The organism is Leptospira broomii serovar Hurstbridge str. 5399 (genome assembly GCF_000243715.2).
Taxonomy (GTDB): domain Bacteria; phylum Spirochaetota; class Leptospiria; order Leptospirales; family Leptospiraceae; genus Leptospira_B; species Leptospira_B broomii.
Genome location: NZ_AHMO02000007.1, coordinates 102,637 through 123,111 on the forward strand (window position 1 = coordinate 102,637; position 20,475 = coordinate 123,111).

General features: G+C 43.8%; 17 protein-coding genes. 9 read left to right on the top strand and 8 right to left on the bottom strand.

The features are described from left to right. Nucleotides 1-26 precede the first annotated feature (26 nt). Together LEP1GSC050_RS03880 and LEP1GSC050_RS03885 are read right to left on the bottom strand one after the other, a co-directional pair. Complete coding sequence (locus LEP1GSC050_RS03880; protein ID WP_010568518.1) at nucleotides 27-2,873, bottom strand: adenylate/guanylate cyclase domain-containing protein; 2,847 nt, start codon at nucleotides 2,871-2,873, stop codon at nucleotides 27-29. Nucleotides 2,874-2,967: 94 nt separating this feature from the next. Next, the gene (locus LEP1GSC050_RS03885) at nucleotides 2,968-3,432 is read right to left on the bottom strand and encodes an STAS domain-containing protein (RefSeq protein WP_040911023.1); all 465 of its coding nucleotides are present in this window, start codon (nucleotides 3,430-3,432) and stop codon (nucleotides 2,968-2,970) included. A gap of 98 nt (nucleotides 3,433-3,530) precedes the next feature. On the opposite strand from LEP1GSC050_RS03885, the gene LEP1GSC050_RS03890 reads away from it, so the two are divergent. From LEP1GSC050_RS03890 to LEP1GSC050_RS03920, 7 genes are all read left to right on the top strand, one after another. Beyond that, complete coding sequence (locus LEP1GSC050_RS03890; RefSeq protein WP_040911087.1) at nucleotides 3,531-5,420, top strand: polysaccharide biosynthesis protein; 1,890 nt, start codon at nucleotides 3,531-3,533, stop codon at nucleotides 5,418-5,420. After that, on the top strand, nucleotides 5,410-5,901 hold the full coding sequence (locus tag LEP1GSC050_RS03895; protein ID WP_010568515.1) for a ClpXP protease specificity-enhancing factor SspB: 492 nt from the start codon (nucleotides 5,410-5,412) through the stop codon (nucleotides 5,899-5,901). Before LEP1GSC050_RS03890 ends, LEP1GSC050_RS03895 begins: the two co-directional genes overlap by 11 nt. Continuing rightward, the gene (locus LEP1GSC050_RS03900) at nucleotides 5,898-7,505 is read left to right on the top strand and encodes a permease (RefSeq protein WP_010568514.1); all 1,608 of its coding nucleotides are present in this window, start codon (nucleotides 5,898-5,900) and stop codon (nucleotides 7,503-7,505) included. The genes LEP1GSC050_RS03895 and LEP1GSC050_RS03900 overlap by 4 nt, the downstream gene beginning before the upstream one ends. Before the next feature lie 71 nt (nucleotides 7,506-7,576). Next, nucleotides 7,577-8,488, top strand: a complete 912-nt coding sequence (gene htpX, locus LEP1GSC050_RS03905) for a protease HtpX (RefSeq protein ID WP_010568513.1) — start codon at nucleotides 7,577-7,579, stop codon at nucleotides 8,486-8,488. 92 nt (nucleotides 8,489-8,580) lie between these two features. Then, on the top strand, nucleotides 8,581-9,114 hold the full coding sequence (locus tag LEP1GSC050_RS03910; RefSeq protein ID WP_010568512.1) for an adenine phosphoribosyltransferase: 534 nt from the start codon (nucleotides 8,581-8,583) through the stop codon (nucleotides 9,112-9,114). 6 nt (nucleotides 9,115-9,120) lie between these two features. Next, nucleotides 9,121-10,584 carry a S1C family serine protease gene (locus tag LEP1GSC050_RS03915; RefSeq protein ID WP_010568511.1) on the top strand — a complete coding sequence of 488 codons (1,464 nt, stop codon included), beginning with the start codon at nucleotides 9,121-9,123 and terminating at the stop codon, nucleotides 10,582-10,584. Then, nucleotides 10,571-12,148: a S1C family serine protease gene (locus LEP1GSC050_RS03920; protein ID WP_040911025.1), complete on the top strand. Its 1,578-nt coding sequence runs from the start codon at nucleotides 10,571-10,573 to the stop codon at nucleotides 12,146-12,148. Before LEP1GSC050_RS03915 ends, LEP1GSC050_RS03920 begins: the two co-directional genes overlap by 14 nt. Nucleotides 12,149-12,151: 3 nt before the next feature. Here LEP1GSC050_RS03920 and LEP1GSC050_RS03925 read toward each other — a convergent pair whose 3' ends face one another. From LEP1GSC050_RS03925 to zigA, 4 genes are all read right to left on the bottom strand, one after another. Beyond that, nucleotides 12,152-13,411 (bottom strand): AZOBR_p60025 family cell surface glycopolymer formation protein, encoded by a 1,260-nt coding sequence (locus LEP1GSC050_RS03925; RefSeq protein WP_010568509.1) that lies wholly within the window; start codon nucleotides 13,409-13,411, stop codon nucleotides 12,152-12,154. 12 nt (nucleotides 13,412-13,423) lie between these two features. After that, nucleotides 13,424-14,992 (bottom strand): hypothetical protein, encoded by a 1,569-nt coding sequence (locus tag LEP1GSC050_RS03930; protein WP_010568508.1) that lies wholly within the window; start codon nucleotides 14,990-14,992, stop codon nucleotides 13,424-13,426. Continuing rightward, a complete protein-coding gene (locus LEP1GSC050_RS03935; RefSeq protein WP_010568507.1) occupies nucleotides 14,989-15,387 on the bottom strand; it encodes a Fur family transcriptional regulator in 399 nt (132 codons plus the stop codon). Before LEP1GSC050_RS03935 ends, LEP1GSC050_RS03930 begins: the two co-directional genes overlap by 4 nt. Nucleotides 15,388-15,471: 84 nt before the next feature. Beyond that, on the bottom strand, nucleotides 15,472-16,713 hold the full coding sequence (zigA, locus tag LEP1GSC050_RS03940; RefSeq protein ID WP_010568506.1) for a zinc metallochaperone GTPase ZigA: 1,242 nt from the start codon (nucleotides 16,711-16,713) through the stop codon (nucleotides 15,472-15,474). 172 nt (nucleotides 16,714-16,885) lie between these two features. Here zigA and LEP1GSC050_RS03945 point away from each other — a divergent pair, with 172 nt between their 5' ends. Then, nucleotides 16,886-17,599, top strand: a complete 714-nt coding sequence (locus tag LEP1GSC050_RS03945) for a leucine-rich repeat domain-containing protein (protein WP_010568505.1) — start codon at nucleotides 16,886-16,888, stop codon at nucleotides 17,597-17,599. A 10-nt stretch (nucleotides 17,600-17,609) separates the two neighbouring features. On the opposite strand, the gene LEP1GSC050_RS03950 is transcribed toward LEP1GSC050_RS03945, so the two are convergent. After that, nucleotides 17,610-18,275, bottom strand: coding sequence for a hypothetical protein (locus LEP1GSC050_RS03950; protein WP_232225650.1), 666 nt, complete (start codon nucleotides 18,273-18,275; stop codon nucleotides 17,610-17,612). A gap of 214 nt (nucleotides 18,276-18,489) precedes the next feature. Here LEP1GSC050_RS03950 and LEP1GSC050_RS03955 point away from each other — a divergent pair, with 214 nt between their 5' ends. Further along, a complete protein-coding gene (locus tag LEP1GSC050_RS03955; protein ID WP_010568503.1) occupies nucleotides 18,490-20,106 on the top strand; it encodes a hypothetical protein in 1,617 nt (538 codons plus the stop codon). A 5-nt stretch (nucleotides 20,107-20,111) separates the two neighbouring features. On the opposite strand, the gene LEP1GSC050_RS03960 is transcribed toward LEP1GSC050_RS03955, so the two are convergent. After that, entirely contained in the window at nucleotides 20,112-20,423 is a 312-nt protein-coding gene (locus LEP1GSC050_RS03960) for a YbaB/EbfC family nucleoid-associated protein (RefSeq protein ID WP_010568502.1), read from the bottom strand. Between the last annotated feature and the right edge of the window lie 52 nt (nucleotides 20,424-20,475).

Here is a 20,475-nt window from a genome sequence, read left to right on the forward strand (position 1 = left end):
TCTTCAAAATCCAGGCGTCGAATACTCTATTTATGGTCTCTAGTATATACTCCATCCCAGTTTGAAGCAGGAGGATTCAGTTTGTATTCCTTGCATCGATCAGTGAGTAAAAGGACTGCTTTATCGGAATGACCTTTAGCTGTCTGCGATTCTTGAAATTTACGAATCGCTTGATCCCATTTTCTGTCGAGATACAGACTTAAACCTTCTTCATATAGACCGACCGATTCCTTTAGAGAGGAAGGAATTTTATCGCCAATTTCGGCAACCGCCTCATATAACACAACTGGATCGTTCTTACCTTTAACTCTAACCAAATCTAATTTTCGAGTTACGATTTGATTTTTAATTTCTTCATACACGGAATCCGAAACAAGAATCGATACTCCGTAATCTTTTCCGGCAGCCTCTAAACGAGCCGCCAAATTTACCGTATCACCCATCATAGTATAAGAAGCTAACGCATCCGTCCCCATAAATCCGACTTTCGCCAAACCGGTATTCAAGCCGATGCGTATATTCATGTCACGGGCTTCGGGAATATAACGATGTTCTTTGTTCCAAGTCTTCCGGAGATCCTCTAACTTTGCGAGCATCTTCAAAGAAGCCTTAGCTGCTTTTATACAATGTTGTTCTACGTCCACCGGCGCGTTAAAAATACCTACGATCGCGTCTCCGATGTATTTATCCAGAACTCCTTCGTGCTCCTTTAAGATAAGAGTCATTGCGGAAAGATATTCGTTTAATAATTCGGCAAGTTCTACTGAGCTTAACTTTTCGCTAATCGCCGAAAACCCGGCGACATCGGAAAAGAAAGCAGTGACCCTTTTTTCGGTTCCGCGCTTTAGCGCAGCTAGATCCTTCATCGCTTCGCCGATAACAACCGGATCGATCATGCTACCCAGAATTCCTTTGATCTTTTCCCTTTCCCGCAAGCCGCTTACCATGTGATTAAGAGCGATAGATAAATTTCCGAATTCGTCATTCCCGCCGGGCTCGAACTCTACGTTTAGATCTCCTTTTCCAACTTCTTCTGCGTTACGAATCAAACGTTTGATTTTCTGAACGACAATGCCCGATATGAAAATCGCTAAAAAGATGGAGAACCCGCAAATTCCCAAGGCGGAAAGTACCGCCCTATCTCGATTACTTCGAATGGATTTCAATCCCTCTGTTCTATCCACGATAGTACGAATCAAACCGGAAAAATTGGATGCGAGTATGACGGTAGGAACATCGTCCACATCTTCCGCCAATAAGGGAGTCGTGTCTAATTTCCAAAGGATTTGCTCCGCTTCCGTTCGGCTATTTCCGATGATACCGTCCGGAAATAAATTTTTCAACTTTGCGGTCGGGGTCTCGCTTTCTCCGGAATAAATCCAATCTCGTAAGGCACTCCATCTATTCTTGAATAACTGACCCCCCTCGTCCGATTGAATCGATTTTTCATAATCGGAACCGTCGGGTCGAAAGCGAAGAAGAACCTGATCTTCAAGCGCGGAGTTTCTAGCGGACCCCAAAGCCTCCACTTTTTCCACGTCTTCTTCCTTAGGCGGATTGTTTCTTCGATAGGTTGCAAATAGCAAGTCTCGTTTCCGAACTAAAGAGGAATAGTTCGCATAATAATTCTTAAATTCTTTATCCTTAAAAGGAGGAATCGGAGGTTTCTTTTCTCTCAAAACCTTAAGCCTTGCTTCTAAAAGAGGGGGAATCTTACTTAGTTCTGATAAGATGGCCCTTTCTTCGCCAAGGTAAGCGTTCCAAGTACCAGGATGCCTCCGAACGGATTCGATCAGTTTGGCTCTTTCGGTCGAAGCCGGATTTCGAAAATGCGGAGAATACAAAGCTTGCAACTCAAGATTCGATTGTTGAAAGGAATTTGGAGGGATTTCTCCGGTAATCCCGACTTTCTCGACAAGGGTCGATAGGGCGGTTTTGAGACCGTCCTCCAATGTATTATCAAACGGGATTTCGTTTAACGGGGAATCCGGATCGAAAATTTGCGTATCTAAGGTAGGCTCGGATATTTCTCCGGGGACGATTCCTGTCAAAGCAAAGGTCTGGATTCTGAAACGTCCCGTATCCAACCCTAAATCTTTGATTTTCTTGCGCCTGGAATCGGCCAGAAGCTGAACGATCGCCGAATCCATTTTAGAACGATGTTTTCGAGCGATCAAAAATTTGCTCTTTACTTCCTCTTCCAACGCGGACAGTTCAGTCGGATCCGTTTTTTCCTGATTTTCTTTAATCTCGTACAATCTCTTGCGAAGTAAGGATGCGTCCCTATCGGCAAACACGAATTTTCTTGCCAACGATTGTAGTTCGGAAAAATCCTTTTCCCCCACACGCTCACTGCCTTCTTGTTGCAGCTGCGCCTTAATATTTTTCTCTAGAATTTCAATATCTGCCTTGGAAAGATATTCCGAATAATAGGTGTCGAGAGTTTTACGTACTTTGCTTTTTCCTAATGCTCCGAAAAGGCTTGTTTTGATTCCGAATAGGGAAACTTTTTTTTCCTGGACTAACGTTTTCGTGGTTCTGTATTTCTTAAGAGCTTCGGTTTGCTTACTAACTCGATCCCTAAATTCCTCGATCCTAATTAAACTTTGGGAAATATTGTCCAATTCCAAAACGAGAGACGATATATATCTTCTAGAAATGGCGGCCTCCCGTTCATAACTTTCGGTGAGAATCTCGGTCTGCTGACGCACATAAATGAAGGAAAGAATTAGGATGGTTAAAGCGATCAAGCTACCCGTAAAAAAGGCAAGCTTTGCTCGAATCCCGGAATATAGGAGGCGAAAAATTCCAAGTCCACTGTCAAGAATGCGATTTACTAACCCGCTTACAATTGGGGAAGAATTCTTGTTCATAGGAAAAAAAGTCCCTAAAGGGACGGTATGGCAAGCAATATACTTTGAGAAATTTCTTTACCAATTCGATTTTTTCGAATTCTTTAGAAAGATTTTAGAAGAGTTTTTCGAAGGTCGCTGTTCGATAGTCGGAAGTTAAATAAAAAATATGAGAGCAGGCGGGACATCGATAATTCCCTTGTCCTTTCACTCGCAAAAACTGGAAACAGATCGGACAGGCAACCATGCCTTCCTCTATATCTTTCTTCCTATCCTGCACTAAGAAAGCTTTCGCTTCCTCGCGGGTTGAGAAAAACGGAATGATTACGTCTAGTCCGAGTTTCTTCCAATCTTCGACCAATGTGGCGGGCAAAGAACAGACCGAGAATTTGGACTGAGGGTGATTTGTCGCCGAATTCTTGAGAAGGACTAACCCTTCATGGTCCCAGGCGGTCAACCCACCCGCGTCCAATAAAATTCGATGAATTTCCGACGATAGGACTTGCTCTATCTTTTCCCGAAAGGCGGTCCCAAGTACCGAATCGAGTTTGCCTTGGAGATTGACAATTAATTCTTTCACAGGTGGCACTCTGGAGAATCGATAAGATCCGGGTTTTCCGCAACCGAAAAAACCCAAAAAGGTTGGACTTTTACCATTTAGCGATAATTTTTTCCTTAATGGAACATTGGAATCGCCGGACCTTGATATTCCCTCTGGACCTTTGCTTTATGGTCCTGTCCTACTTTTTAGCACATTTAATTCGATTCGAATCCTTGTCCTTCCTGCAAAAACCGGACACATTTCTAATCCCTCTCGCGATCGTAGTCGCATGCCGATCGGTCGTATTCTTATTTTCGAATATTTATCGTTCCATCTGGGCTTACGCTTCGATTCACGACCTTCTGGAAATCATTAAAATCACGGTTCTCTCGTCCTTTATTGCGACAACCGTGTTACTCTTCTATAATCGCTTCGACCAAATGTCGCGGATGGTCCCTGTTCTGGACACCATTCTCTTGCTAAGTTTCCTATGTCTCAGAAGCCTTTCCTGGCGTATCTTTCGGGATCAGTATATCATTAGAAAAACCAGGGAGCACGGGGCTCCAACTCTCATCCTAGGAGCCGGAAAAATGGGGGCGTCCCTGTTATCCGAATTCCGCAGACACAGCGAATTGAAATTAAATCCAGTCGGGTTTTTGGACGATGACGAAAGTAAAATCGGCGCATTGATTCAAGGAGTCCCGATTTTAGGGAATATCTCGAAAGCAGAAGAAACCATTCGCAAACTAGGGATTAAACAAGTAATTATCGCTATTAAAAATCCGGACGGGAAGCTGATCGGTCGATTGCTAAAGACTTTCGAATCCACTGAAGTGGGCTTTAAAATCCTTCCTTCCATCGGTTCGCTTTTCTTCGATTCTCCCAAAATTCAACAGTTGCGGGAAATCCGAGTCGAGGACCTTCTTGGGAGGCCGGTGGTCGATCTGGAAATCGAATCCATTCGTTCTTATATCAGAGGAAAATCGATTTTAGTTACCGGCGCAGGCGGATCTATCGGAAGCGAGATTTGTAGACAGGTCGCGATCTTTCAGCCCTCTAAACTAGTTCTACTAGATTCTGCAGAGACCCCTCTATACGAAATAGATTATGAATTGCGCAAAATTTTTCCGCATTCCGGAATCGAGTTTTTTCCGGTCGTCGCAGATATTAAAAATCTTTCGCGCGTGAGTTCCGTTTTCGAAGCGCATTCACCGGAAGTCGTATTTCATTCCGCGGCGTATAAGCATGTACCGATGATGGAAACAAACCCCTCGGAAGCTGTTTTAAATAATATATTAGGCACTAAAAATGTCGCGGACATTGCCCGTTTGTCCGGAGTAGAACGTTTCGTACTTATCTCGACCGATAAAGCCGTTAACCCCGTTAATATAATGGGCGCTTCCAAACGTGTAGCGGAATTATACATCCAACATGTATCTCGGGAGACTCGGACCAAATTCATTACGGTTAGATTCGGAAACGTGTTAGGATCCAACGGTTCCGTAATTCCAAGATTTCGGGAGCAAATCCAGGGCGGCGGACCCGTGACGGTAACTCATCCGGAAGTCATTCGATATTTTATGACGATCCCGGAAGCTACCCAATTAGTTCTTCAAGCGGGTTCCATGGGTGAACGCGGTGAAATATTCTTATTGGAGATGGGAGAACCGGTACGAATTCTCAGCCTGGCCGAGGAAATGATTCGTTTATCCGGCTTACGACCGTATGTCGACATCCCTATCGAATTTACCGGCCTAAGACCCGGAGAAAAACTTTTCGAAGAATTGTTATTGGATTTAGAGGGCATCAAAAAAACTCACCATCCAAAAATCAGGATTGCCGCCCCTTTAGAAGATAGCGATGTTAGCAGCTTCCAGGCCAGGTTTCAGGCCCTTTTGAACGCCGCACGTTCCAACCAGGAAAAAGATATCTTTACTCGGTTTAAAGAGCTAGTTCCGGAATACAAAGTTCATAAGGATTACATTACTGAAGAAGAGGCCAGGGCCTTAGAAAAGAATGGATCATAACCCCGAAGATATCACCGTACTTCGCGATTTTAAAAAACAACTCTTCTCCCTCTATTGGGAAAGGTTCGGTACTTTCTATCTGCATGCTATGCCTCATCCCGATTTAAAAATCGGAAAGAGAGGCTTAATCGGAGATGAATCTGAATCCGGAATTATATTAGTCATAGGTCCGCGAGCCGCGAGGGACATTCGTATAGAACAGGATTGGGCTTACGCAGAACTTCAATTCGGGTACACTTGGGAGCAAGTTTTCATTCCTTGGGACGCAGTGTTTCGGTACTTCGATAAATCTCAGCAAACCGTTTCGCAAATGAGAATTTTCTTAGGCAAGCTGCAATCTTCCGCGGGAACTGGTCCTGAATTCGCCGAAACCGATTCTTTGCCCTCGTCCGGAGAATTCGTTACAGAATCGAAGGCCAAAGGAAAGAAGCGCAAAGACAACGTCATTGAAGTGGATTTCGGGAGTAAAAACAAAAAATGAGTAATTACAGATGGTTCGTACCGGGAGATCTCGACGGTTTCTTCGGCCTAATGATCGACAATTTAATTCAGATCTTAGTGTTAGTCGCCCTCTGCGTCGGGCCATGCGGAATGCCTCAAGAATTCGTTTTTCGAGTTATTATTCCCGGCGCGGCAGTTTCTTTGTTATTGGGAAACTTATTCTACGCCTTTCAAGCGAGGCAACTTGCAAAAGCGGAAGGTAGAACCGATGTCACTGCGCTACCATACGGGATTAACACCGTATCACTTTTCGCTTTCGTATTTTTCGTAATGTTTCCCGTTTATTTAAAAACGGGAAGTTATAAGGCTGCCTGGGCGATGGGCCTACTAGCGAGCTTTCTCTCAGGATTGATCGAAATGTTAGGAGCCTTTGTTGCGGAAAGGATTCGGAAAGCCACGCCCCGTGCTGCGCTTCTTTCCGCTCTTGCAGGAATCGCTCTCACATTCATCTCGATGGATTTTTTAATTCGAACCTTTCAGAATCCTCTAGTCGCTTTCGTTCCTTTCGGAATTATTTTATTACAATATTTTGGACGCGTGGTTTTTCCTTTTAAAATTCCGGGCGGCCTGATTTCGGTCGTAGTCGGAACTATCTTGGCTTGGTATTCTCCCTATTTTTCGGGAAAACCGATTATGGATCCGGAAGCGTTAAAATCCTCGGTCGGCATCGGATTGTATCTTCCGATCTGGAGCGCAGGTGAAATTTTTTCCGTATTTAAGGAAGCGGATATCAGAGAGTATCTTTCGATCATTCTCCCGATGGGAATTTTCAACGTAATCGGATCTCTTCAAAATATAGAATCCGCCGAGGCGGCCGGAGATAAATTCAATACTCGAAATTCTCTTCTAGCGAACGGAATCGGAACCGTTGCAGGTTCATTCTTCGGTTCGCCCTTCCCTACTACGATTTATATCGGTCATCCCGGTTGGAAAGCGCTAGGAGCGAGGGCCGGCTACTCTACGCTGAACGGAGTTTTTATGACCGTCGCGGCTTTCTTGGGGCTTATGGGATTCCTTTCTAAGCTTATCCCTATCGAGGCAGGAATGGCAATCGTCTTATGGATCGGAATCGTAATCGGCTCCCAAGCTTTCGAAGCGACTCCGACTCGGCATGCGCCCGCCGTAGTGATCGGTTTACTACCTGCGATTGCGGGTTGGGGCGTTCTCTTAATCCAGAGTACTTTTAATTACGCGGATCCGATTTTAACGAAGGCGATCGAGGGAACTGCTGCGGCTTCCCAGACTCCGAATATTTGGCTATCATTGGTCCCCGCAAATCAACCCATCTTTCCGTATCCGTTAGAGGGGCTCTTAAGTCTTTCTCAAGGATTTCTTCTATCTTCCATGGTATGGGCGGCGATTGCGACGTTTGTGATCGATCGAGATTTTAAGAAGGCGATTCTGGCGAGCTTAGCGGGAGTTTTTCTTTCCGCGACGGGATTTATTCATGCTTATTCGCTGCGTGGAAACGCAATTTTAACTCCATTTGAGCCGAATTTCGGCCCGTTTGTGAAAGGATATTTGCTTTTAGTCTTACTTTTTCTGCTGGCTTCCTTCTTACGGAAGGAACCGAGAGCGGTCTAATAGGATATGGGAAGAACACCCGGGGATGAAATTCGTCCCGAACGTTTCTATATAAGGAGAAAAAGTCACCTATGTGGATGATTCGTAGATTCGGATTGTTTGCGATAACAAACCTCGCAGTGATAGCAACGATCGCATTCTTAATAAGAATTACCGGTCTCGCCAGCTATCTGGAAAAATCGGGTATTTCGTACGGAGGATTGCTTCTTTTCTGCACGATATGGGGGATGGGCGGTGCATTTATTTCACTCTTCATTTCCAAATTTACCGCTAAAATGTCGATGGGAGTCGAGATTATAGATCCTCGTACGGCAGCAGGATGGCAAAGAGATTTGGTCGCACGAGTCAAAAGACTCGCAGACGCGGCTGGTTTACCGATGCCGGAAGTCGGCTATTATCAGTCTCCGGAAGTGAATGCTTTTGCAACCGGGCCTAGCCGATCTAGCGCGCTTGTGGCAGTTTCTACCGGACTTTTAAATGGAATGGATAGCGGAGAAATCGACGGAGTTCTCGGACACGAACTATCTCACGTTGCGAACGGAGATATGGTAACTATGACCCTAGTGCAGGGAGTGGTGAATTCATTCGTATTTTTCTTTGCTTGGATTGTGAGCACTCTAATTGCATCCCAGCTCAGTAGGAGCGATGACGATCGCGGAGGCGGAGGCTTCTTTATGCGGTTTATGATTCAACAAGTACTCGTAATGGTATTCGGATTGTTGGGTTCCATCGTGGTCGCTTACGTTTCGAGAGCCAGAGAATATCGTGCGGATGCCGGCGGTGCAAAATTAGCAGGCAGAAGTAATATGATTGCCGCGCTCGAACGGCTTAAAGCTGCCTTTACCGTCGACCCTGTAGATCAAAGAGGGGAATCGATTGCGACTCTTAAAATATCAAATCGCGCAGGCGGATTTGCTTCCCTATTTGCTACCCACCCTCCTTTAGAGGAAAGAATTGCTGCCTTACGAGCAAAAGCATATTAAAATTAGGTTGATAGCCGCCCTAAATTAAGGGCGGTTTCATCAAAAAAGAATTGTTCCCGCGCTTCCGAAGATTGGAATAGGACTTCGAGCCTATGTCCATCGTTAAATCAAAAATTCGCACCATTCCCGATTATCCCAAAAAAGGAATCCTTTTTCGCGATATCACTTCTCTCCTGTTGGATCCGGAAGGTCTAGCACTTACTATCGGAACCTTTGTGGACAGGTATTCCAACCAAGGAATTACGAAAGTTGCGGGAATCGAAGCTCGAGGTTTTATAATCGGCGCCCCCGTCGCTTTTCAATTGGGAGCCGGATTCATTCCGATTCGGAAAAAGGGAAAACTGCCTGCGGAAACCGTCGCCCAAGAATATGATCTTGAATACGGAAAGGATATCATTGAAATTCATAAGGACTCGGTCTTTCCGGGTGATAAAATTCTGCTAATGGACGATCTAATTGCGACCGGAGGCACTATGATCGCTGCGACGAAACTTTTGCAGCGTCTAGGCGCAGTGGTTACGGAAGCGGGCGTAATTATCGATTTACCCGATTTGGGAGGAGCTTCCAAATTGAAAAAAGAGTTAGGAGTCGATGTCTATTCTATCTGCGAATTCGAAGGCCATTGAAGTTTGATGCCTATTCTTAAAGTTGCATTCGTTTCTTTTGTTTTTTTCGTATTTTCACTACCTTCCTTTGCAGAGGAGAAAACGGACTTTGATAGCGTTCGGAAGGCCGTAGTTCAAATCAAAGTCTACTCCCAAGCTATTAATCCATATTCCCCATGGACAACCGACGGAGTACGCGCAAGTTCTGGAACCGGTTTTTTGATCGGTAAGAAACGAATTCTTACGAACGCTCACGTGGTATCGAACGCAAAGTTCATTCAAGTGCAACGTTATAATCAAACCGAGTGGTATCGGGTAAAGATCCTATTTATTGCCCATGATTGCGACCTAGCCATCCTGGAAGCGGAAGATGGACAATTCTATAAGGATTCCCGTGATCTAGAGCTCGGAGAAATTCCCGAGCTGAATTCTCCATTAATCGTCGTAGGATATCCGATCGGCGGGAACAAAGTTTCCGTAACAAGAGGTATCGTTTCCCGGAAGGAACAATCGGAATATTCCCATTCGTCCGTCGATAGTCATCTCGTTCTTCAAGTGGATGCGGCAATCAATCCGGGTAATTCGGGCGGCCCGGCTATTCAGGACGATAAAGTAGTGGGTGTAGCCTTTCAAGTAGCTACCAAAGGAGAGAATATCGGATATCTGATTCCAACGAACGTTATCCGACATTTCTTAGTGGACATTGAAGATGGAACGTACGACGGCTATGTCGAGCTCGGGATCAGTTTTTTAAATTCCTTCAATGTTTCCCTTCGTAAAGCTAAAGGAATCCCCGATGGTCTAGAAGGGGTATTTGTTACTCGCATTCTTCCTCACGGTTCTGCAGACGGATATTTGCAAGAAGGAGATTATCTCACCGAGATCGACGGAAGTCCGATCGGGAGAAACGGAACCACCACTCTAGATAAGGATGCCAGAGTCGATTTTACGGAGAATGTCGACAACAAGCACGCAGGAGATAGAATTAAATTCAAGGTATTTCGTGGAGGAAAACTCATCGATATTTCCTTCGAGGCTAAGAGAATGCCCGACTTTGATTTTATGCGAAATCGTTACGACGCGCCGTACGACTATGCGATGATCGGCGGCCTACTCTTCCAAGAAATGTCTCAAGATCTTTTAGCGACATGGAGTCGTGCCGGAAGCACTTCGGGCGGCAGCCAGTTTCTATACAGGTATAAATATTTCATCGCAGATCGAATCAATCGTTATAAGAAGGCGGACGTAATCCTTTACAGAAAACTAGCCCATCCAGTAAATTCATCCTCCGATTATTTCCTCAATTTGGTAGTAGAATCCGTTAACGGAATGCCCGTGAATAGTTTGGAAGATTTGAAAAAGATTCTATCTTCGACAAAGGATCGTTACTTACGATTGAAGTTTCTGGACGTAGAACTTCCTTTAATTTTAGATCGGAACGAAGCGGAAGCCGCCGATCGTCAAATCCGTTCCACGTATGGGTTGGAGTAACACATTGAAATTCCGTATTTTCTCAGTTATTTTTGCGGTATTCTTTTCTTCCATGATTGCGGAGGCAAAATCCGGAAAATCTTCCAAAGTCGCGACTACAAAAAAAGTTCAGGAATTAAAGACATCCGTTTCAAACGCCTCCGTCAAAACTAAACCGGAAGAGGAACTTGAAAAGAGCATCGTTCAGATCAAAGTTTCCTTTCAAGAACCGGATTATATTTCACCTTGGAAGAAAAAAAATCCGCGAGTTCGCCGAGGAGTCGGAATCGTTATCGATGGGGATAAAATATTAGTTCCTGCTCAAATTCTGCAATACTCGACTTTAGTAGAAGTTAAAAAATTCTCTTCCTATGCGGATACTAAAGCGACGATCTTTCGTATCGATCCGGAAACGAATCTTGCCCTACTAAAAGTTGACGAAAAAGGTTTCTTTCAGGATTTGAAACCTTCGGAATTTCAAACGAGTATCTCCTATCCCAAGCAGATATCCATTTACCAATTGGATAATTCCGGATCGATCCAAAGCGCGACAGGAGCCTTACTTAGCTTGGACTTGGATCTCTATCCGCAAGGGCAAATCGAACTTCCGATTCTAGACGTTAACTCGACGGAAACCTTAAACGGGAACGGAGAAGTCATCGTTGAAAATGGAAAAGTCGGCGGCATCCTATTTGATTTTAGCGGGGATAAAAACGCAGGCAGAGCAATTCCTTCCTTTTTAATCCGCAAATTTCTAGGACTTTCCGGAAATTCGCAAATCGCCTATAAAGGATTTCGGCATCGCCCGGTAACCGATGAGGCAACCAAAGCATATTACGGAATCAACGGAAAGAATGAGGGGATCCTTGTTGCAGAAATTCTCCCCGGAAGTTCGGCAGATGGAATTTTGAAACCGGGGGATGTGATCCTCGAATTCGGCGGCAAAAAAATCGATTCCAAGGGATATTTCGAACATCCGGCCTATGGTAAGCAGGTTCTTTCCTTTATCGCGCATATCGGCGATGAATTCGGATATGAAGTCGGTAAAAAGATTCCCGTCAGTATCCTTAGGGAAAAAAAGAAAATGGAAGTAAACCTCCCTCTAAAACCTTTTCCTTATACTTCGATTCGAATTCCCCATCGCGATCCTTCCAATCGACCCGATTTTTATTTGGATGGCGGTTTTCTGTTCGTAGATCTCTCGGAAAATTACCTGTTTGAGTGGGGAAAGGACTGGCGATCGCGAATAGATAAAAAGCTTTTATATTTGTACGATTATCATAAGTTCAGATCGTCCGGCGACAACGAAGGTAGAATCGTCCTATTATCACAGGTGATACCCGACGAATCGAATAACGGTTATCACGAAGTTTTTGCGAGAATTCTCGAATCAGTCGAAGGAGCTCCCGTCCTTTCCGTAAAGGACCTCATGCGAAAAGTGAAGGAATCCAAAAAGAATTACATTTCTCTATTGTTAGACGATGGAACCGAAGTGATTCTTAACAAAGCGGAACTTACAAGCACGAACGCTAGAATCAATGCACAATACAAAATTCCATTATCTTCGATGGGAGAGAGAAAATAATTCTTACCAGATACTGTTCGTCATCGGCTTGGCGATAAACGCGATCTTAACGAAAAATAAGATCAAGACGATGCCGCAAATTCCCCAATAGTGCCAAGCCGAAAGTCGATCGTCTTCCGCCTGCCAAAGAATCAGCAGCGGGATGGAAACGGTAAACATACGGGAGATGTTTTCATACGTAGCCCAGTATAAAATATATCCGGCCGAGAATATTGAAAACATAGTAAGCGCGAAACCCAGTCGAAACGGAAATCCCTTTTTCCAATCCCCTCGAAAAAGAAGCGTACAGCCGCTCAAAAACAGAATAAGCAACGGGAATCTGGAAAACTTTTTAGCTAAGGAGCGAAACAGTCCGCCATCAAGAGGAACGGATCCGACCATCAAGCCGTAAATCTCTCTTAGATAACCGATAATTCCGCCTAACGGATCGAAAAAATCCGCAAAACGAGCCGGCGTAGCTTCCGGAAATTTGAATTTTAAAAATAAATTCCAGAGACCGGGAAGAACTAGACTAGTAAGAATCCAAAGACTTCGGCGAAAGTCTTTCTTGAGAAGAGAATCGACGCCAAGAGGAAAAAGTAAAAACAATGCCTGTTCTTTTGTAAGAAGCGCGAGTCCGCCAACTAATGAGAATAATATAAATCGTTCCTTTTTGTAAGCCCAGTACGCAAACACAAGAAGACTAATTAGAATCGTATCGGAAACTAAAAGGATATAACTGCCAAGGGCAAAAGGCGAAAATAAATAAAAGACGGAGAGAATCTTTTGACGATTCGGTAACAAATCACGAATCGCCAAAAAGGAAATTATCATAAAAAATATATGTAGGAAGTACATCCCGAAAATCGTTCCGTACGGCCCGAGCCATCCGAATGGAGCGGCCAATAACGGGTATCCGATTCTAGGCGCTCTTACGCTCGTCTCAAAGCCGTTGGGCCAATCCAAAGCAAGCCCTGAAATCATTCGAGAATAGAAATAGAAAATTTGGCCGTCATACCCGGCCCCTAAGTTTCCTTCCTCCCCGTGAAAGACGATCGCGCCCTTTGGTACTTGTAGGGAATTTAAGTCGCAATATTCCTTTCCGAAATTAATTTGGGATGTCGGGTTCCAATCGTATTTTTTCCAAACCAGAAGGGACGAAAGTGAATAAATAAAAATAAAAAGGAGAATAAGCGTATTTTGATTTTCTAATAGTTTATAAATCTTTCGGTAAAAATCACCGGAGAATGATAGGAACTTGTTTTCACGCAAATCTTCTCGCACCTTTCAATCTCCTTATTTCTCTGCGTGAATTTCTTCACCGATCCAGGATGAGAACGTATTCGTCGAGGCTTGAGCGGCGGAATAGGTTAGATGATGAGGATCTAGAAAATCCCTTTTATCCTTCGCTATGTTTTTAGCGTCTCGGAACGAATAATGTTTCGAACCTAGCGATCGTAAATACGAAAGGTATCCTTTATACCAAGCGCTGTTTTCATATACGACTCTCTCGATCGGATTTTCCGCGGAATTCACTATCATTACCTTGACTCCTTGGTCTTCCAAATACTGAACTCCCTTTTTGAGATATTCCAATTCGGACCAGGTAAAGAACTGTTTAGAACTACTTAGCTTTTCCTTTGCGATTTTGATCACTTTTAAACGGGTTAATGCAGACTCCGCATCTTTGTTCCGATAGATTCTTTTCTCATAATCTTCAGCATATGCGACGTCGTCCAGATCCGCGATTCTGGAATCATCTATTCCAGGAATTCTCGCATAGGAGATATCACTTCTGATTTCTCTACGACAGAAATTCTGCGATAATCGGATTCCGTATATCTCCTCCGTCCCGAAAATTCTAGTGTCGACTTCGTTGGAAGAAACCGGTTTATCAGTTTCAAACCGAAGTGGAATCTTATCCTCCGCTCCCGAAAACTCCAAATCTAAATTGGACCATCCCGCCTTTTCGAATGTCTTATCGAATATCAGAGTCTCCTCGGGCTTTTCCTGAAAGATTCTTACACGAGTTTTTTCATTCTGAAGAAAGATACTTTCTTTAAGATGCCCGCTTTTAGTTTCACAATCGATATGGAATTTGGGTTTGGTCCAGCCCCTCAAATAAATTCCTTCCTTCGGCAAAATACCCGTATAATAATGATAAGATCGACCGCTGCGAAAATGATGTTCGATGAAAGAGTCGAACGGATCGTATACGAAACTACGATATCGAGTTAAAAGAAATAAAGATCTGGACAAAAGCCCTAAAAATTGGGGTTTTCCCAATTTTAAAATTTTAAAAATATTTTCGCTCAAAAACTCCGCCGGATATAAGATTCGGTTTTGATGTCTGCCGGTACTAAAATCTATAAATAGCCGTTTTTCGTCGAATCCTACCGACATATCTGGTTTTCCTAATTCCAATTCATCGTCGCCGACTAAGTAATCCAATTGAAAATCGGCCGGATTCAGAACATAGAAAACCAGTTTGGGTTTTTTGGACGCAATATGCTTTCGATAATAATAAAAATCGGATGGTGTAAGAGCCGGGTGTGCGTAAAATTCCGCTTTTACTTTCTTGGAAGAATCACCTCCATTTTTTTGAAAATGCTCGGTAATCATTTCAGGAAAAACGGAATATAAAGCCACGCTACTCCCGACGACTAAAACTCCGTCCTCATCCTCTTTGAATTGAATCCTATTTCTTTTTTCCAAAAAGTTAAACCAAGGCGACGTGTCCCATTCCAATTCGTTCGGAAAATGAAATAAAACAAAAGGGAAAACGACCCTATCTAAAAAGGAAAAAAATGCAAGGAACGCGATACTCATTACGAGCACGCGTAGTTTGGAAAATTTTTCAGTCATTTGCTGGTTAGGTTACATTCCGAGCAAACCCCATAAAGAATGATCTCATGGGAGTCTACTCGAAATCCTTTAGGTAAGTTTTCGATCGGGAAAGGACAAACTTCCACATCGAACACTCGATCGCATCTGATGCAATGAAAATGATGATGGTGTTCTAAATGACTCGTTTCAAAACGAGACGATTCTCCTGGAAGTTTTATCTCGTGAATTTTTTCGGATTCTAATAGGTTATTTACGGTTCTGTAGACTGTCGCTATTCCGATATTCTTTAATGTGATTTTAGAAAGGTCGTAGATTTCCTTTACGGATAGGGGACCTTTCGCATCTTGGATCACACGAAAAATTTCCTCTTTCTGTTTTGTCTTCCGAGACGCGGCTTTCTTATCTTCGTTCATTTGGGAATCCCAAGTAAACTCTGGGAATACAATTTTATGATAAATTTTCGAACGGAAATGAGAATTCTTCCCATTCTTGCAAATCTATCTGGACGGATTTTCGAGTTCTTCCTCCATCCGAACTTCCCAATCTGGGAACGGATCCGAAAAGGATTCCCAACCGCTCGGACCGTAAGAAAATTCTTCCTCAGTAACGAGACAACCGTCTAGTAAGCTTGCGATTTCTTCGTGGTCCATGTCAACTCCGATTAAAACGATTTCCTGTCTTCGATCCCCATACGGTTCCTGCCATTGCGCTAAGATTTCTTTTTCCGATTCTGCTTCGGGCCATTCCGATCGAGCGGTTGCCGCCCACCAGAGTCCCGCATTTTCAGTTCGACAGGCGCCGCCCGCTTGAGACCATCCGCCTACCCAATCGGGTCGAGTGGCCAACCAAAAAAATCCTTTGGAACGGATTACTCCAGGCCATTCCTCCTGAAGGATGTCCCAAAACCTATGGGGGTGAAACGGTTTTCTTGCACGGTATACAAAGGAACTAACTCCGAACTCTTCCGTCTCCGGTAGATGTTCTCCCCGAAGCTCTTTCAACCAACCTGGAGCTTCCGCAGCTTTTAAAAAATCGAATCTGCCCGTATTTAAAATAAGTTTCGGATCCACTTCACCTTCTTGTATAGGAACGATGAGAGCGTCCGGGTTCAAGCGTTTCAAAATGGAAGTCAGGCCGATTAACTCTTTCTGCGAAACCAAATCTATTTTATTGATCAAAAGAACATTCGCAAATTCAACTTGCTCGATTAAAAGATCGACGATTGCTCTAGAATCGTCTTCGTTTGCCGCCAAATCTCGGTCAGAAAGATCTTCGGTGGAGGAATAATCCTTTAGAAAGTTCCTAGCGTCGATGACCGTCACCATCGTATCCAGATCGGCGATTTGCGAGAGAGAAAAACCCGACTCGTCCTCGAATGTAAAGGTTTCCGCAACAGGAAGAGGTTCAGCGATACCTGTGGATTCAATGAGTAAGTAATCGAATTTACCGTTTTTCGCAAGCTTAGAAATTTCGCTTAATAAATCTTCGCGCAACGTACAGCAAATACAACCGTTGGAAAGTTCGACCAAAGTTTCTTCCGTACGGGATAGCTGTGCGCCCCCGGATTTTATCAGGTTCGCATCGATATTCACTTCACTCATATCGTTTACGATGACTGCAACTTTGAGACCCTCACGGTTTTTTAAAATATGATTTAATACCGTGGTTTTTCCGGAACCCAAAAATCCGGATAGGACAGTGACTGGAAGTCGGCGAGAAACTAACATGAATTTCAGCATTTAGAAGATCCTATTTCTGTCAACTATTATTGATAATTAATTATCAATATACATCCTGCAGTTTATTCTTTCGGATCTAAAGTAAAATTAAAAGTACGTAGTTCCATTATCTACACCGCCGTAAGCGGCAAATTCGTGTTTCCAGGATAGCCTTGGTCGATATAATTCAGCTATGAGAGGAGTTGCGATTCTTTTAGGAATAGTTTTAATCGGATGCTTATTCCCTGCAAAATCAGGATTGCCGATCAGGACTCAGACTGGAAAAACGTTAGGCTATTATCCGGTGGAAACTCGATGGATCGGTTTTGACCAAGCTCCGTCGCTCGGAGATCTCTCTTCCTTTCAGAAAGTGGAAATCTTGGAATTTCCTCTTTCGAATCTTTCGTCACTAGAAAAGCTACCGCAATTACCGCGCCTTCGATATATCAATCTTAGCGATACGAAAGTCCGCGATTTTAAACCCTTAGAAAAGCAACCCAAGTTAGATTCAATTATCCTTAACGGAATTCAGATTAATGATATCGATATCGCCACGTATTCGGGCTGGAATCGGCTTACTCGAATCGAACTTTCTAACACAAAAGTTTCTAGGTTGGAATTTCTGGGTTTCGGATGCGCAGTTAGACATTTAGAACTTCGAAATACTCTCGTTTCCGATCTTCGGCCTTTGGCAAATTGTTTGCAACTAAGGGAATTGTATCTTCAGGGGACCAAGGTTTCAAACCTGGCTCCGTTATACGGATTAAACGAACTCATGCATTTGCAGTTGGACCGGACTTCCGTCGCGGACGAAGAAATCAGCGGTCTTAGAAAGAAATTACCGTATCTAAAAGTCTTTCCCGGCATGCGCAAAATTCTAAATTCTGAAACCGGATTAGATAGATAAAAAAACCGATTTATTCGTAGGCCAAAGGTGCGGCCTCTCCCGGATTCGTGTATAAAATAAGATCGCCGGTAGAAATACTTAATCCCTCCGCTTGAATTTCTCCCGTCGTTTCCACGGTTATCAAGGATCTAAGTCTTCGCCTCTTTCCATCCGATTTTTCTAATACAAGCGTAGCATCTTTTCGAACCTTGGAGAGACGCATTCCCCAAATTTCCAAAATTCCTCGTTTTGCGAACAATACGACTGCTGCGACTCGATTCGGAGCGGAAGATGAGGATCTTCTCAAATGGATCCCTTCCTCTTCGCCTTCCGGACCAGGAATTAAACGGATTTGATTCTGCCCGGATTTCCATATTAGAAATTCAAAATGGTCGCACTCGTACGCTCGAGTCAATGTCCAACGGTCTCCACTTCCTTTACTAGTAAACATCCTGCAAAGTTTAGGTCGAAAACGGTAACCCCTTCCTTTAGGATCGGCTACGATTTTCCCTTCGAATCTAGTTTCTTCCCAATTCTTAGATTCGGTGACCGAGAGTTGGCTGAGCAAAAATTCGGGTCGTTCTCTTTTTGTATTAAGGTAAATTTGTCTTATGTAGAACCCAGTCGGGATGCTTTGAATCTGAGAAAAATATTCTCCGTCTTCCGGCAAGCTAGTAATCCCTTCGGGGTAATCCATCGAGTCCGTACGGTTTATCGGGGAAGGACGAAAGGAACATTGGAAAGAAAACAAAGAGATAAGAAATAAATTTCCAAAGAAGGCAAAATATTTCCAACGAGAAAAAATCGAAACTGTCAATGCGACTTGCTCCAACAATAATGTCTTTCCTAATTGACCATAAGATAGGGCTCAGACGAGTAAAGCAGATTCCTATCTAGGAAGACGACTATCAATGAACAGGTTCTACAATCGAGAACCAGCGCCAGTCTGGAACCGACACCGAGTAACAGTCGGCGCCGTAAGACTGATACGTTCCTTCACTTTTATTCTACTAACGTCGTTTGGCGCCAATTTTTGCACCGCTTTTATCCATTCGAAATCTCAACATTCGGAATATTCCCCGTCGATTAGTCAATTTTTGTCGTTAGTCTCTTCTTCCTCCAATTGCAACGGAGACGGTGCATTCTGGGCGAGAAACCTAGTGTCGAATACATCCTATTGCACCCAGACAAACCTCGTGGCTTCCGGACAATACATTAACGTTTACGCAGAACCTTCTCTGATAAATGCATTAAATTATCAGAATATAGCAATGGAATTCGATACTCAGATACACCCTAGGTTAGAAGCGGCTTTTGGTGTTCCTAACGATCTGGATAAGAACGGAAAAGTAACGATTTTAGTACTCGATATCCGAGACGGAAGTTCGCCTGGAGGATCATTTGTAGCCGGATATTTCGACCCGGCCGACTACTATCCCGATTCGCTCACTTCCCGTATTCGATCCAATTTTCAAGACATGCTATATTTGGACGGTGTGCAATTAGTGGCCTTAAGAAATAAAGATCTATCTAACGGAAAACCGGATACGTTTTTAGCTACAATGTCCCATGAATACCAACACTTGATTCGCTTCCAATATGAGGCTATCGCTTTGGCCCAAGGTGGAAATAGAGACGAAACTTGGATTAACGAAGGTACAAGCGAAGTCGCATCCGACATAGCCGGCTATTCCCCCCAAACGGCCAGAATCAATTGTTACCGAGGAAACATTCCCGGCGCCTGTGTCAGAGGAGTCAATGGCTCTTCGATCTTCGGCTCTCCGCATTACAATTCGGTCGTTGATTACGCGTTTTCTTATCCGTTTATGAAATACGTATATCTTTCCTCCGGCGACAATACAGCAGAACGGGATCTGTTTTTCAAAGCGAGCGTACAGGGAATTACAGGAATTCGCGCAGTCGATGCAAGCAGCTTGTTTGAAGTATTTCGAAAAACTTCTAAGGCCTACTCTGTTCAAGATCCTATCATCGGTTCTCTCGGATCGACATCGGGAGACACCTTCCGAAGAATATTCGCCTCCTTCCTATGGCAATCCATCGGAGATACATCCCCCGATACGGTCCAAGCCGGCACAGATACGATCGGAGCGGATGCGCTTCGCCAATCGATCGATTCGATTATTGCTCGATTTCCGTTTGTCGAGGCGAATCTGGATGGAATTGAGCTGCAAGGTTTATACACTCCAAGCAGACTCCCTGAGATTGTCCCTTTACCTACATTGAATCCGGGTCAATTTCAACTCGTAAAATTGGCCCAAGAAAATGTGAATGCTTCACCAGGATTATTTTTAATGAAAAAAAGTTTTAATGGAAGTGACTATTCAATTCAGGTAAATACCGAGCCGTACAGAGCGGGAGATATTTCTTTTTCATACGGAAAGACGAATTCATCAGGGGATGGCCAAGGAATCGAATTACCGGATTCGGATGCTCCAAACCCGATATGTCCTCATGATTTTTTAAAAGTGAATTCGGTTCCCTCTAGATTTCCGGGATTCTCCCTATAAAAGAATTAAGGCGCTCCGGAAAGCAATCCCCGAAATTCCCCCATTCTCTCTTCTGCCGCTTTTTGAGCCGATTCGATCGACTGGTTCACGGCCTGCTTTATACTTTTCTGTAATAGTTTTTTGTCGTTCTTGGCCAACAACTCGTCTTCGATTCGAATTTCCTGTACTACGAGTTTTCCGTCCGAAACGCATGTAACTAAATCGTTCTTGGATTTTCCTTCGAAAGATAATGCTTGCAGTTCTTTTTCCAGACGCTTCATCCGAACGCGCATCTGATTCATCTGTTTTAGATTCTCTAAGTTCTTTCCGCCGAACATTCAATCCCTCTTCGTCCCGGAATTTCCGGTTTCCATTAAAGGATTTTTAGCC